The sequence below is a fragment of the Pseudomonas sp. 22189 genome (assembly GCF_052045635.1).
Classification (GTDB): Bacteria; Pseudomonadota; Gammaproteobacteria; order Pseudomonadales; family Pseudomonadaceae; genus Aquipseudomonas; species Aquipseudomonas parakoreensis.
The window spans coordinates 138,833-151,135 of the sequence record NZ_JBQEPG010000001.1; the positions used below are offsets into that span (position 1 = coordinate 138,833).

The window sequence follows — 12,303 nt, forward strand, 5'->3', positions numbered from 1 at the left end:
TCGTATACAAATTCCTTGAACGACATCAAAACCTGTGGGAGCTGGCTTGCCAGCGATGAGGCCAGTCAAGGCGCCACAGACGGCGAGCAGATCACTGCTCCTGCGCCCGATAAGCCCCCGGTGTCAGCCCCGTCCATTTCTTGAACGCCCGGTGAAACGCCGACGGTTCGGAAAACCCCAGTTGCTCGGCAATCTGCTGCAACGACAGATCCGTCCGGCCCAGGTGATAAATCGCGATGTCGCGGCGCAACTGATCCTTCAATTCCTGAAAACTGGTGCCTTCCTCACGCAAATGCCGACGCAGGGTTTGCGGGCTGATGTGCAACTGCGTAGCCACGGCTTCCAGGTCCGGCCACTGCGCGCTGTCGCGGCTGAGCAAACGGCGCAGGCGGCTGCTGAGGCTGTCGCCGTCGTCCGGGCGCGACAGCAGGTCGGCGGGGGAGCGTTCGAGGAAATGCTTCAAGGTGCGTTCGTCCTGCAACAGCGGCATGTGCAGGTAGCGACTGTGAAACAGCAGGCTGCTCTGCTCGGCGGAAAACACCAAAGGGCAGGGGAACAGCAGGTCGTACTCGGCACCGTGCGCCGGTTTCGGGTAACTGAAGGTGGCCTGCTCCAGACGAATCCGCTGGCCGATCAGCCAACTGCCGAGGCGATGCCAGATCACCAGCAGGCTCTCGCTGAGAAAGTGATCCGGGTCCCATAACTGCGCATCATCGAGGCTCAGGCGCACCCATTCGTCTTCGCGGCTCAGGCTCAGGCGCGGGGCCTCGGGGAATAGGCTATAAAACAATAAACCGCGTTGCAGTGCCTTCTCCAGATTGCGGCAGTGGATCAGCGCGTGGCACATCATCGCGAAGCTGCCGGGTTTGCTTGGCGCGTTGCCAAAGCCCAGGTATTCGTCATCCAGCGCGAGCCACAGGCTCTGGATCAGTTGGGTGAATTGCTCCGGGGCGATGCGCGCCCGTGGCTCATCGAGCAACTCGGGGCTGATGCCCAGTTGCTGCAGCAGCGGCGCATAGTCGAATCCCGAACGGCGTGCGCCACCGAGGGCGGCGCGGGCGAAATGACTGGCGATGGTACGTTCGCGCATAAGCGGCTGATCCTTCCTCAGGCGCCGGATGGTAGCCGGGGCAAGCGCAGGGCAACAAGGCGGATTTCCGCCAAATTGTAGGACGAGATCCGCTGACTTGGCGGAAATCCGCCACACCCGCGTCACCGGGCAGTGACAAAAAATACCCTGCATACCCTGATATCAAAAGGCTTGCAGCGAATCGCACCAAAGTGGCACGGCGTTTGCGATAAGAGCGACAGAAGTGTGCGTCTTTCCGCTGGAAAAGCGCTGCTCGACACAACAAATCCCTCCAGTGCAGGAGGGTTCGCAATTCAGGTTCTGCGCTCAACAGATGGATGTTGCCCGCGGGACGCTTGAGGACACTTGCAATGACGACTCGTCAGCCACTGTACAAATCCCTGTATTTCCAGGTGATCGTCGCGATCATCATCGGTATTGCCCTTGGTCACTACTACCCGCAGTTCGGTGTGGCGGTTAAGCCGCTGGGCGACGGGTTCATCAAGCTGATCAAAATGATCATCGCCCCGATCATTTTCTGCACCGTGGTCAGCGGCATTGCTGGCATGCAAAGCATGAAATCGGTCGGCAAGACCGGCGGTTACGCACTCCTGTACTTCGAAATCGTTTCGACCATCGCCCTGCTGGTCGGCCTGATCGTGGTCAACATCGTGCAGCCGGGCAACGGCATGCACATCGACGTCAGCACCCTGGACGCCTCGAAAGTCGCGACCTACGTGCAGCAAGGCGCAGACCAGAGCGTTGTCGGCTTCCTGCTCAACGTGATCCCGACCACCATCGTCGGCGCGTTCGCCACCGGTGACATCCTGCAAGTGCTGATGTTCTCGGTGATCTTCGGTTTCGCCCTGCACCGCCTGGGTGACTACGGCCGTCCGATCCTCGACTTCATCGATCGCTTCGCCCACGTGATGTTCAACATCATCAACATGATCATGAAGCTCGCGCCAATCGGTGCCTTCGGTGCGATGGCGTTCACCATCGGTGCCTACGGTGTCGGTTCGCTGGTGCAGTTGGGTCAACTGATGGCCTGCTTCTACATCACCTGCCTGGCGTTCATCCTGATCGTGCTGGGTGCCATCGCCCGCATGCACGGCTTCAGCGTGCTGAAGATGATCCGCTACATCCGTGAAGAGCTGCTGATCGTACTCGGTACCTCGTCTTCGGAATCGGTACTGCCACGCATGCTGATCAAGATGGAGCGTCTGGGCGCGAAGAAATCCGTCGTGGGTCTGGTGATCCCGACCGGTTACTCGTTCAACCTCGACGGTACCGCGATCTACCTGACCATGGCCGCCGTGTTCATTGCTCAGGCCACCGACACGCACATGGACATCACGCACCAGATCACCCTGCTGGTGGTATTGCTGCTGTCGTCCAAAGGCGCCGCCGGTGTGACCGGTTCGGGCTTCATCGTGCTGGCCGCCACCCTGTCGGCGGTAGGTCACCTGCCGGTGGCCGGTCTGGCGCTGATCCTCGGTATCGACCGCTTCATGTCCGAAGCCCGCGCCCTGACCAACCTGGTCGGCAACGCCGTGGCGACCATCGTGGTTGCCAAGTGGGTGAAAGAGCTGGACACCGACGTGCTGCAATCCGAGCTGGCTTCGGGTGGTCGCGGTATTGCTGACACCCGTCCGGAAGACGACCTGGGTGTGGCTGAAGGTGCTACCCCGAGCAACGTCAAGTAATCTGAATTGGCTCCAGTGTAATACTGGAGCCTGATAACCCTTGTGGTGAGGGGATTTATCCCCGATGGGTCGCGAAGCGGCCCCTTCTTAGATAGAAGGGGACTGCTGCGCAGTCCATCGGGGATGAATCCCCTCGCTACAGGGGTTTTTTATTGCCTGCGATTTGAGCATTACGGTCACTGCCGCTGATGCATCCGGTGATTGCCGTGCGCGGCATCGCTGCCTAGTCTGAGTGCATCGCACAAGGAATTCGCCCATGTCCGCACCGCTGGCCTCACTGAAGATTCTGGATTTCTCGACCCTGCTGCCGGGGCCATTCGCCTCGCTGTTGCTGGCCGACATGGGCGCCGAAGTGCTGCGCATCGAGTCGCCCACGCGCATGGATCTGTTGCGGGTGTTGCCGCCGCACGATCAAGGGGTGTCCGCCAGCCACGCTTACCTCAATCGCAACAAGCGCAGCCTGGCGCTGGATCTCAAGCAGCCGGAGGCGCTGGAGGTGATCAGGCAGTTGCTGGGCGAATACGACATCGTTCTGGAACAGTTCCGTCCCGGGGTGATGGAGCGTTTGGGTCTGGGCTACGAGGCGTTGAAGGCGATCAACCCGAAGCTGATTTACGTGTCGATCACCGGCTATGGCCAGACCGGCCCGTACAAGGATCGCGCCGGGCATGACATCAATTATCTGGCGCTGGCCGGGCTCTCCAGCTACACCGGCCGCACCGACAGCGGGCCGTTGCCGTTGGGCATGCAGGTGGCGGATATCGCGGGCGGTTCACTGCATGGGGTGATCGGCCTGCTGGCGGCGGTCATCGCCCGGCAGCAGAGCGGGCAGGGCACGCATCTGGACGTGAGCATGACCGATTGCGCCTTCAGCTTGAACGCCATGGCCGGTGCCGGGTATCTGGCCTGTGGCGAGGAACCGCACTGGGAAGACCAGATGCTCAATGGCGGCAGCTTCTATGACTATTACCGCTCGCGCGACGGGCGCTGGCTGTCGGTGGGCAGTCTGGAACCGGGGTTCATGCAGCAACTGTGCGCGGCGTTGGGCCGGCCGGAGCTGGCGGCGCAGGGCTTGTCGCCGAAACCCGAACAGCAACGGTTATTGAAGGATGCGCTGAAAGTCGAGTTCGAGAGGCACGACTTTGCCGAGCTGTGCGAATTGTTCGCCGGAGTCGATGCCTGTGTCGAACCGGTCTTGAGCCTGAGCGAGGCGGTGCAGCATCCGCAATTGCAGGCGCGGGAGCTGGTGACTCAGGTGCCGCGTGGCGACGGTACGAAACAGGCGCAGATCGGCTGTCCGTTGAAATTCTCCGAGGCGCTGCCGGCGCCGCGGCATGTTGGTGCGAAGTTGGGACAGCACACGGAGCAGGTGCTGGGGGAGTTGGGGTTTGATGCTGAGCGGATTGCTCAATTGCGTGCGGCCAAGGTCATTCTCTAGCGTTGGTGCTGGCCTCATCGCTGGCAAGCCAGCTCCCACAGTTTCTTTGGGGTGTTCACAGGCTCTGTGTTCGGCACAAAACCTGTGGGAGCTGGCTTGCCAGCGATGAGGCCCTCCAATGCAGCAACGAACCGGCTATTCCACCCGCATCTCACCACTGAACACCAAAGTGTTGCGACAACGCCGGCACAAATACCGCCGCCCCTGGCGCACCAGGCTATGACGCTGCGCCGAAAACGGAAAATCACTGTCGGCGCACGGGCATTTGTAGATATAGCGGGTCACGCTGCGGCGTTTCACGGCGTAGGTGTGGCAACGATCCGGTGGCAGTTCATAAACCCCGCGCATGATCAGTTGCCACTCCTCGCCGTGCGGCTGGATGCGGTCGCCGAACAGTTGATGGGCGATCAGGTGCGCGACTTCATGGGCCACGGTCTGCTTGAGGAAGTGTTCGGTGTTTTCCCGGTACAGCTGCGGGTTGAAGCGCAGCAGGTTCTCGTGCAGATGCGCGACACCGGCTTTTTGCCCGCGCAGCTTGAGGCTGACGACCGGGCGTTGGAAATGACGTTTGAAAAAGGCTTCAGCGAGTTGGTAACAGTCTTCGACGCGGGTATTGAGTTGCTCGGGCATGCTTGATGGATCTCCAGAGGCGTCGAGTATGCCGCAACCTCCAGGACTTGCGAATCGTTGACCTGCCGAATGGTCATTCGCCAAACGAGAAGGCCGCCTTGCGGCGGCCTGTATTGGCAGATCTTGTTTTTCTCGGGGATAAAGCCTGTCAGTTGGTATACACCGGCCCCACGCCGAGGCCCCAGACAATCACGGTGAACGCCATGATGGCGACCAGCACCACCAGACCCACCGCCAGCACCGAGCTGGAAAACAGGAAGCCTTCGTCTGACGGTATGTTCATGAACGTCGGCAGCCCGACGTACAGCAGGTACACCGTGTAGCAGATGGCCGCCGTGCCGACGATCATCCCCAGCCACATATGCGGATACAGCGCCGCCAGCCCGCCAACGAACAACGGCGTCGCGGTGTAGGTCGCGAACGCCACGCAACGCGCCAGGCTTGGATTGGCGTCATAAGTGCGGGCCATCCAGTGCACAAAGGCGCCCATCACCGCGACCCCGCCGAGCATCGCCAGGTACGACATCACCGTCATCCAGATTGCGCTTTCGACGGTGAGCATCACCGGCGCGCGGTTGCCGATCACCCAGCCGACCTGCGTGGTGCCGATAAACGCCGAAACGGCCGGAATCGCCGCCAGGATCAGAGTGTGCGTCAGGTACATGTGGCTGATGCTTTCCTCTTGGTCACCACGGATTTCCTTCCATTCCTGATCGGGGTGGGTAAAAAGTCCCACTACGTGATGGATCATGCCAGTCACTCCTCTTGTTATTGCCATCGCCCCCCAGCGGAGCGCCTACGGGCCAAGGTGGCCGAGCAAATACAGGTCTTCAGATGTGTGCGACCTTATGTCGCAGTATAGAAAGGACTTAACCGCACAGGGACTAGGGACTTAGAGCAAATCGCGCTCTAAACGGACGGGTTAATCGCAGTTATCTCTGTAGGAGCTGCCGAAGGCTGCGATCTTTTGATCCTGTTTCTAAATCAAAAGNCGGCAGCTCCTACAGGGTGCGTCCGTCAGGAGGCTGCGCCGCCGGTGGGTTTTTGCGTAAAATGCCCGCCTTTCGTCACACCTCACGGATTTCGCGTCATGGGCACTCTTACGGTCAACCAGAACAAACTGCAAAAGCGCCTGCGCCGCCTGGCCGGCGAAGCGGTCGCCGATTTCAACATGATCGAAGACGGCGACAAGGTCATGGTCTGCCTGTCCGGGGGCAAGGACAGCTACACCATGCTCGACGTGCTGCTGCACCTGCAGAAGGTTGCACCGATCAAGTTCGAGATCGTCGCGGTGAACATGGACCAGAAGCAGCCGGGTTTCCCCGAGCATGTGCTGCCGGCCTACTTGAAAGAGCTGGGCGTCGAGTACCACATCGTCGAGAAAGACACTTACTCGGTGGTCAAGGAATTGATTCCCGAAGGCAAGACCACCTGCTCGCTGTGCTCGCGCCTGCGTCGCGGCACGCTGTACACCTTTGCCGATGAAATCGGTGCGACCAAGATGGCCCTCGGTCACCACCGTGACGACATCGTCGAGACGTTCTTCCTCAACATGTTCTTCAACGGCACCCTCAAGGCGATGCCGCCGAAGCTGCGCGCCGACGACGGGCGCAACGTGGTGATCCGTCCGCTGGCCTACTGCAACGAGAAAGACATCCAGGCCTACTCGGACTTCAAGGAATTCCCGATCATCCCGTGCAACCTCTGCGGTTCGCAGGAAAACCTGCAGCGTCAGGTGGTCAAGGAAATGCTTCAGGACTGGGAGCGCAAGACTCCGGGCCGCACTGAAAGCATCTTCCGCAGTCTGCAGAACGTTGTGCCGTCGCAACTGGCCGACCGCAACCTGTTCGACTTCACCAGCCTGAAGATCGACGAGACCGCGGCTTCGCGCTTCGTTAACGTCGTCAACCTGTAAACCCTTTCCCTGTGGGAGCGGCCCTGTGGTGAGGGGATTTATCCCCGATGGGCTGCGCAGCAGCCCCAGCTTTTCTGGGGGAGCTTTGCTCCTCATCGGGGCGGTGCGACGTTTCGCTAAACCCCCTCACCACAGGGCCTGCCCCCACATGGGGTTTTTCGTTTCATTCAATAGGAGAGGGCATGCGCGATTACAAGTGGCTGCACGAATACTGTCTGAACCGCTTCGGTTCGGCGGCTGAACTGGAAGCCCATCTGCCCGTTCCCAAGACCCCCGCGCAATTGCGCAAGATCAGCGACGACCGCTACCTCTCGACCATGGCCCTGCGCGTCTTTCGCGCCGGCCTCAAGCACAGCCTGGTGGACGCCAAGTGGCCGGCTTTCGAAGAGGTGTTCTTCAAATTCGATCCGGAAAAAGTCGTGCTGATGAGCGCCGAACATCTTGAACGCCTGATGCAGGACGCGCGGATCATCCGCCACCTGGGCAAGCTCAAGAGCGTGCCGCGCAATGCGCAGTTCATTCTCGATGTCGAGCAGGAGAAGGGCAGTTTCGGCGCGCTGATCGCCGACTGGCCGGTGACCGATATCGTCGGTTTGTGGACCTACCTGAAAAAACACGGGAGTCAGTTAGGTGGGCTGTCGGCACCGCGCTTCCTGCGCATGGTCGGCAAGGACACCTTCGTGCCGAGCTATGACGTGGTCGCGGCGCTGAATGCGCAGAAGATCGTCGACAAGGCGCCGACCAGTCTGCGCGATCTGGCGATTGTGCAGAACGCGTTCAACCAGTGGCATGAACAGAGTGGCGGGCGGCCGATGAGTCAGATTTCGATGATGCTCGCGTACACCGTCAATCATTGAATCGCTAAAAGATCGCAGCCTTCGGCAGCTCCTACATTTGGAATGCGTTCCCCCTGTAGGAGCTGCCGGAGGCTGCGATCTTTTTCATCAGGCTACGGACATCTCGCCCTCGCCAGCCAGCTTGCGATTCAACTGATACCGCCACCGCACATACAGCAGCGCCGAGCAGAACAGCGCCAGGCTCGCGGCCATCTCCAACACGCCAAACAGCTGCCGGTTCGGGTCATAGGCCGCCAGTGCACCTTTGATGAAGTACAGATTCACCACAAAGCACATCCACGAGTGCGCACGCGCGTTGCCCATCAGCATTCCCGGCGCGAGGATCAGCCACGGGATCAGCTCGACCAGCAGGATCACCCACGGTCGAGCGCCGTGCAGGTCGGCGAACACCAGGTAATAAGCCGCCAGCAATCCTGCCAGGCCGAAAAAGCACAGCAGACTGATAACCCGCATCGCCCGTACACGCGGCTCCAGCCATTCAACGCTGGGCAGGACTTTCGGCTTCCGGGCCATGTCAGCCCTCCAGTTTTTGCGCGGTTTTCGCCAGGCGTGCGCCGAGTGCGCGACACAGCGCCATCTCGTGCGGATCCAGACCTTTTTTGCCATCGGCCCCGGCGTGATGACTGGCGCCATACGGCGTGCCGCCGCCCTGGGTTTCCAGCAACGCCGACTCGCTGTACGGCAGGCCGGTAATCAGCATGCCGTGGTGCAACAGCGGCAGCATCATCGACAACAAGGTCGTTTCCTGGCCGCCGTGCAGGCTGGCGGTGGAGGTGAACACGCCAGCCGGTTTGCCGACCAGTGCGCCGGTCAGCCACAGGTTGCTGGTGCCATCGAGGAAGTACTTCAGCGGTGCGGCCATGTTGCCGAAACGTGTCGGGCTGCCGAGGGCCAGACCCGCGCAATTCTTCAGGTCATCGAGCGTGGCGTACAACGCGCCTTCATCCGGGATGTCCGGCGACACGGCTTCGCACTCGGTGGAAATGGCGGGCACCGTACGCAAGCGCGCTTCGAGACCCGCCTGTTCGACACCGCGCGCAATTTGCCGGGCCATCTCATTGGTCGCGCCGTTGCGGCTGTAATACAGCACCAGAATATAGGGCGCGCTCACGGCAACAGCTCCAGCACATTTTCCGGCGGACGACCGATCACGGCTTTGTTGCCGACTTCAAGAATTGGCCGTTCCATCAGTTTTGGGTGCTGGACGATGGCGTCGATCAATTGCGCTTCGCTGAGGCTTTCGTCAGCCAGCTGAAGCATTTTGTATTCATCTTCTCCGGTGCGCAGCAACTGACGCGCGCTGATCCCGAGCTTGCCGAGCAGTGCCTTGATTTGCACCGCATTCAGTGGGGTTTCGAGGTAACGCACCACGTTCGGGGTCAGGCCACGGGCCTCAAGAAGTTCCAGCGCGCCGCGGGATTTCGAGCAGCGCGGATTGTGATAAAGCGTCAGATCGGTCATGGCGGGTCGCTTCTGGCGTAAAGTGGCGGCTATTCTAACTGTGCAGCGCGCAATCCAGAACCTTCAGAGGCGATGGGTCGCAGGCGCCTTCAATTTTTGACCAGGGAACATGACATGACACGGCGATTGGCAGCGGCATTGACGATAATCGGGGCGTTGATGCTGGGGGGCTGCGGCAACGACTACGGCATTGACCAGAATGGTCAGAAAGTGGCGTCCGAGCGCCTGGACAAGCAATGGGTAGTGCTCAACTACTGGGCCGAATGGTGTGGCCCGTGCCGCACTGAAATCCCGGAACTCAACCATTTGGCGGACGAACTCAAGAGCAAGAATGTCGGTGTGTTCGGGGTTAACTTCGACAACGTCCAGGGTGAAGACCTGAAGAGCGCCAGCGAGAAACTCGGCATCAAGTTCACCGTGCTGGCGCAGGATCCGGCCGACCTGTTCGACCTGCCGCGCAGTGAGGCCTTGCCGGTGACTTACATCATTGACAACAAGGGCAAGGTGCGTGAGCAGTTGATGGGTGAGCAGACGGCGGCGGGGGTGATGGCGAAGCTGGAGGCGTTGCAGGCGACAAAGTAGGGCAAGTGAGGTCTTGTGGTGAGGGGATTTAGCGAAACGTCGCACCGCCCCGATGGGCTGCGCAGCAGCCCTGAAACCCGAGAGCTCGGTTTACCCTGACCCTCCGAAGGGGGGGCGCTCCGCGCCCCATCGGGGATAAATCCCCTCACCACAGGGTAGTCTCAGCAGCAGGAGGGGGTTAACCCTCTTCCAGCCACCAACGCAACGGCTTGCCTTGCGCCGGCCAGAAGCGCATCTGCTCGATCGGGGAGATGTCCCAGCGCTCAACGCCTTGCAGCGCCTGCAGGAAGCGTTGTTCCTGCTCCATCAGCGCCGGTGCGCAGAGTTTGCGGGTCTTGCCGATCGGGCCGAAGCTCAGCTTGTCGCCTTCGAGGGTGTACGGCGCGAACCAGTGGTTGCAGCCGCCATTGCCATACGCGCGGCCATCGTCGCCGAGGGTCACGGTCAGGTGGCTGTAATCCATCAAGGGCCGCTCGCCGATCCATTCCAGAATGTAGCTGCGGTTCTGTTGCAACTGCACTGGCTCTGCGGCGCAGCCCACCAGACCGGCACCGACCAGCAGCGGCAGGGCAAGGCGTTTCATCACGCAGGCTCCTGGCATTTCGGGCACAAGTGCTTGTCGCCAACGGCTTTCCAGCCCAGCTCGGCGATGCGCGCGGAGGCGGCCGGCTTCTCGGCGCTCTTGCCCAACTTGGCGTCCACGGCAAACTCGAAGTTCAGCTCTTTGGCGCAGCTGTCGCAGTTGACCTGCCAGGTGTGGATCGCCAGTTCGCCGAATACCGGGCCGGTGGTCATCGCGGTCCATTGGCCCGGCGGATTGATCAGGTGGCGCACGGTGTCGACGGTCAGGCGCATGGACAAGTCCTTGCTGCCTTTGAGCGTGACCAACAGGACGTCACCGTTGCGAATCGAGCCACCATTGCCGGTGACCTGATAGCGGCCCGGTACAAGGGCGCGGCATTCGGTGAGGGTGTGTTGCGGGTTCATCAGGGTGTAGCGGAAATCGTGTTCGACCATGGGTCCTCCAAATCTGCGCGACATGCTAGCACGGGCTGGATTGCAGGATGGCGTACGTGTGCGACCTTCGATCCGGTTCAAATCGGCTGGCGCTCATGGCAAACTGCCGCCCTTCAATCTGAGGGAACGGAACATGGCGTTGATCGAATGTTATGAATGCAAGCGCAGCATCAGCTCGGAAGCAAAGGCGTGCATTCATTGTGGTGCTCCGATGGCGCAGCAGCACGAGCACACGCCGGCGCAAGCCGCCGCGACGATTTCATTCGGCAGCCTGCCGCGCAACAAATCCGTGCCCGAAGCCTTTGTTCCGCCACCAGCTCCGGAGCCGACGCCGAAAGTGACACCGGCCGCTGTCGGCCGGCGCCGTCGGCAGCCCGAGCCCGCGCCGCAGCCTCAGGCCAACGCTGATGGTTCGCGTCCGGTGGAAGGCTGGTTGAAGATCATGGTGTTTCTGTTGCCGATGGTCTTTGTCTGGTTCCTGCTGCGCAACGGCCACTCGATGAAACAGCGCTTTTTCGGGTTTGGCTGGCTGGCGCTGCTGATTCTGGCCTCGTCGCTGTCGCCCAAATAAGCCGCCAATCCTCAGCCTTCGACCTGGTTCTGCGGCGTGCCTGCGGCCCAGGTCGCGATGTTGTGCAGGGTGGTCGCGGCAATCGCACCCAAGGCTTCATGGGTCAGGAACGCCTGATGCGCGGTGATGATCACGTTCGGAAACGTCAGTAACCGCGCCAGCACGTCGTCCTGCAACGGCAAGTCGCTGCGGTCCTCGAAAAACAGCTGCGCCTCTTCTTCATACACATCCAGTCCCAGGTAGCCCAATTGGCCGTCCTTCAGTGCATCGATCAGCGCCGGCGTGTCCACCAGGCCGCCGCGCCCCGTGTTGATCAGCATTGCCCCCGGTTGCAGATGGGCCAGTGACTCCCGGTTGATCAAGTGTTTGCTTTGCGCATTGAGCGGGCAATGCAGGCTGATGATCCGCGACTGCGCGAGCAGCTCCGGCAGGCTCAGATACCGCGCGCCCAAAGCCACAACCTCCGGATTTGGATACGGATCGTAGGCCAGCAACTGACAACCGAAACCGTGCATGATTTTCGCGAACGTCGCGCCGATCTGCCCGGTGCCAACGATGCCGACCGTTTTGCCCACCAGATCGAAACCGGTCAGGCCGTGCAGGGTGAAATCGCCTTCGCGGGTGCGGTTGTAGGCGCGGTGCAGGCGCCGGTTGAGCGCCAGAATCAGCGCCACCGCATGTTCGGCCACCGCATGTGGCGAATAGGCCGGCACCCGCACCACGGCCAACCCGAGGCGTTTCGCCGCGAGCAGATCGACATGGTTGTAGCCCGCCGAACGCAGGGCGATCAGGCGCGTGCCCCCGGCCGCCAGACGCTCCAGCACTGGCGCGCTGAGATCGTCATTGATGAAGGCGCAGACCACCTCGTGGTGCTCGGCCAGGGCGGCGGTGTCGAGACTGAGCCGGGCCTGCTGAAAGTGCAGTTCTATCCCGCCCGGGCAATCGACGGCGAGGAAACTGTCGCGGTCGTAGGTCTGGCTGCTGAAAACGAGCGTGCGCATGTATTCCTCCTGGAACGGGGTGGCGAGTCAATATTGACCACCACCACTTTATCGGC

15 protein-coding genes are annotated in these 12,303 nt (G+C 61.0%); 6 read left to right on the top strand and 9 right to left on the bottom strand.

Going from position 1 to position 12,303, the window contains the following annotated elements; all coding sequences use genetic code 11:
• Positions 1–91: 91 nt before the first annotated feature.
• On the bottom strand, positions 92–1,090 hold the full coding sequence (locus ACTJKS_RS00705; protein ID WP_108183529.1) for an AraC family transcriptional regulator: 999 nt from the start codon (positions 1,088–1,090) through the stop codon (positions 92–94).
• A gap of 350 nt (positions 1,091–1,440) precedes the next feature.
• Between ACTJKS_RS00705 and ACTJKS_RS00710 the strand changes: the two genes are divergently transcribed.
• Together ACTJKS_RS00710 and ACTJKS_RS00715 are read left to right on the top strand one after the other, a co-directional pair.
• Positions 1,441–2,775 (top strand): dicarboxylate/amino acid:cation symporter, encoded by a 1,335-nt coding sequence (locus tag ACTJKS_RS00710; RefSeq protein ID WP_027612291.1) that lies wholly within the window; start codon positions 1,441–1,443, stop codon positions 2,773–2,775.
• Positions 2,776–3,031: 256 nt separating this feature from the next.
• Entirely contained in the window at positions 3,032–4,213 is a 1,182-nt protein-coding gene (locus tag ACTJKS_RS00715; protein ID WP_108183528.1) for a CaiB/BaiF CoA transferase family protein, read from the top strand.
• A gap of 135 nt (positions 4,214–4,348) precedes the next feature.
• Here the strand turns inward: ACTJKS_RS00715 and ACTJKS_RS00720 are convergent, their stop codons facing one another.
• Both ACTJKS_RS00720 and ACTJKS_RS00725 read right to left on the bottom strand, forming a co-directional pair.
• Positions 4,349–4,843 (bottom strand): SprT family zinc-dependent metalloprotease, encoded by a 495-nt coding sequence (locus ACTJKS_RS00720; RefSeq protein WP_041067555.1) that lies wholly within the window; start codon positions 4,841–4,843, stop codon positions 4,349–4,351.
• A gap of 148 nt (positions 4,844–4,991) precedes the next feature.
• Positions 4,992–5,594 (bottom strand): Yip1 family protein, encoded by a 603-nt coding sequence (locus ACTJKS_RS00725; RefSeq protein ID WP_007917515.1) that lies wholly within the window; start codon positions 5,592–5,594, stop codon positions 4,992–4,994.
• Between the two features lie 339 nt (positions 5,595–5,933).
• Between ACTJKS_RS00725 and ttcA the strand changes: the two genes are divergently transcribed.
• Positions 5,934–6,758, top strand: a complete 825-nt coding sequence (gene ttcA / locus ACTJKS_RS00730) for a tRNA 2-thiocytidine(32) synthetase TtcA (protein WP_041067551.1) — start codon at positions 5,934–5,936, stop codon at positions 6,756–6,758.
• 182 nt (positions 6,759–6,940) lie between these two features.
• Positions 6,941–7,615, top strand: a complete 675-nt coding sequence (locus ACTJKS_RS00735; RefSeq protein ID WP_041067548.1) for a DNA-3-methyladenine glycosylase I — start codon at positions 6,941–6,943, stop codon at positions 7,613–7,615.
• An 87-nt stretch (positions 7,616–7,702) separates the two neighbouring features.
• On the opposite strand, the gene ACTJKS_RS00740 is transcribed toward ACTJKS_RS00735, so the two are convergent.
• From ACTJKS_RS00740 to arsC, 3 genes are read right to left on the bottom strand one after another with little or no spacing between them, the layout of a single operon-like run.
• Positions 7,703–8,128: a DUF2069 domain-containing protein gene (locus ACTJKS_RS00740; protein ID WP_108183527.1), complete on the bottom strand. Its 426-nt coding sequence runs from the start codon at positions 8,126–8,128 to the stop codon at positions 7,703–7,705.
• A gap of 1 nt (position 8,129) precedes the next feature.
• The gene (gene wrbA, locus ACTJKS_RS00745; protein WP_041067542.1) at positions 8,130–8,726 is read right to left on the bottom strand and encodes an NAD(P)H:quinone oxidoreductase; all 597 of its coding nucleotides are present in this window, start codon (positions 8,724–8,726) and stop codon (positions 8,130–8,132) included.
• Positions 8,723–9,076, bottom strand: a complete 354-nt coding sequence (arsC, locus tag ACTJKS_RS00750) for an arsenate reductase (glutaredoxin) (RefSeq protein WP_041067539.1) — start codon at positions 9,074–9,076, stop codon at positions 8,723–8,725. The genes wrbA and arsC overlap by 4 nt, the downstream gene beginning before the upstream one ends.
• 114 nt (positions 9,077–9,190) lie before the next feature.
• Here arsC and ACTJKS_RS00755 point away from each other — a divergent pair, with 114 nt between their 5' ends.
• Complete coding sequence (locus tag ACTJKS_RS00755; protein ID WP_041067536.1) at positions 9,191–9,658, top strand: TlpA disulfide reductase family protein; 468 nt, start codon at positions 9,191–9,193, stop codon at positions 9,656–9,658.
• Between the two features lie 178 nt (positions 9,659–9,836).
• Here the strand turns inward: ACTJKS_RS00755 and ACTJKS_RS00760 are convergent, their stop codons facing one another.
• Both ACTJKS_RS00760 and ACTJKS_RS00765 read right to left on the bottom strand, forming a co-directional pair.
• A complete protein-coding gene (locus ACTJKS_RS00760) occupies positions 9,837–10,241 on the bottom strand; it encodes an META domain-containing protein (RefSeq protein WP_108183526.1) in 405 nt (134 codons plus the stop codon).
• Positions 10,241–10,675, bottom strand: a complete 435-nt coding sequence (locus ACTJKS_RS00765) for a hypothetical protein (RefSeq protein WP_108183525.1) — start codon at positions 10,673–10,675, stop codon at positions 10,241–10,243. The genes ACTJKS_RS00760 and ACTJKS_RS00765 overlap by 1 nt, the downstream gene beginning before the upstream one ends.
• Positions 10,676–10,808: 133 nt before the next feature.
• Between ACTJKS_RS00765 and ACTJKS_RS00770 the strand changes: the two genes are divergently transcribed.
• Entirely contained in the window at positions 10,809–11,246 is a 438-nt protein-coding gene (locus ACTJKS_RS00770; protein WP_041067528.1) for a hypothetical protein, read from the top strand.
• 11 nt (positions 11,247–11,257) lie between these two features.
• On the opposite strand, the gene ACTJKS_RS00775 is transcribed toward ACTJKS_RS00770, so the two are convergent.
• A complete protein-coding gene (locus tag ACTJKS_RS00775; protein ID WP_108183524.1) occupies positions 11,258–12,247 on the bottom strand; it encodes a 2-hydroxyacid dehydrogenase in 990 nt (329 codons plus the stop codon).
• Positions 12,248–12,303 lie beyond the last annotated feature (56 nt).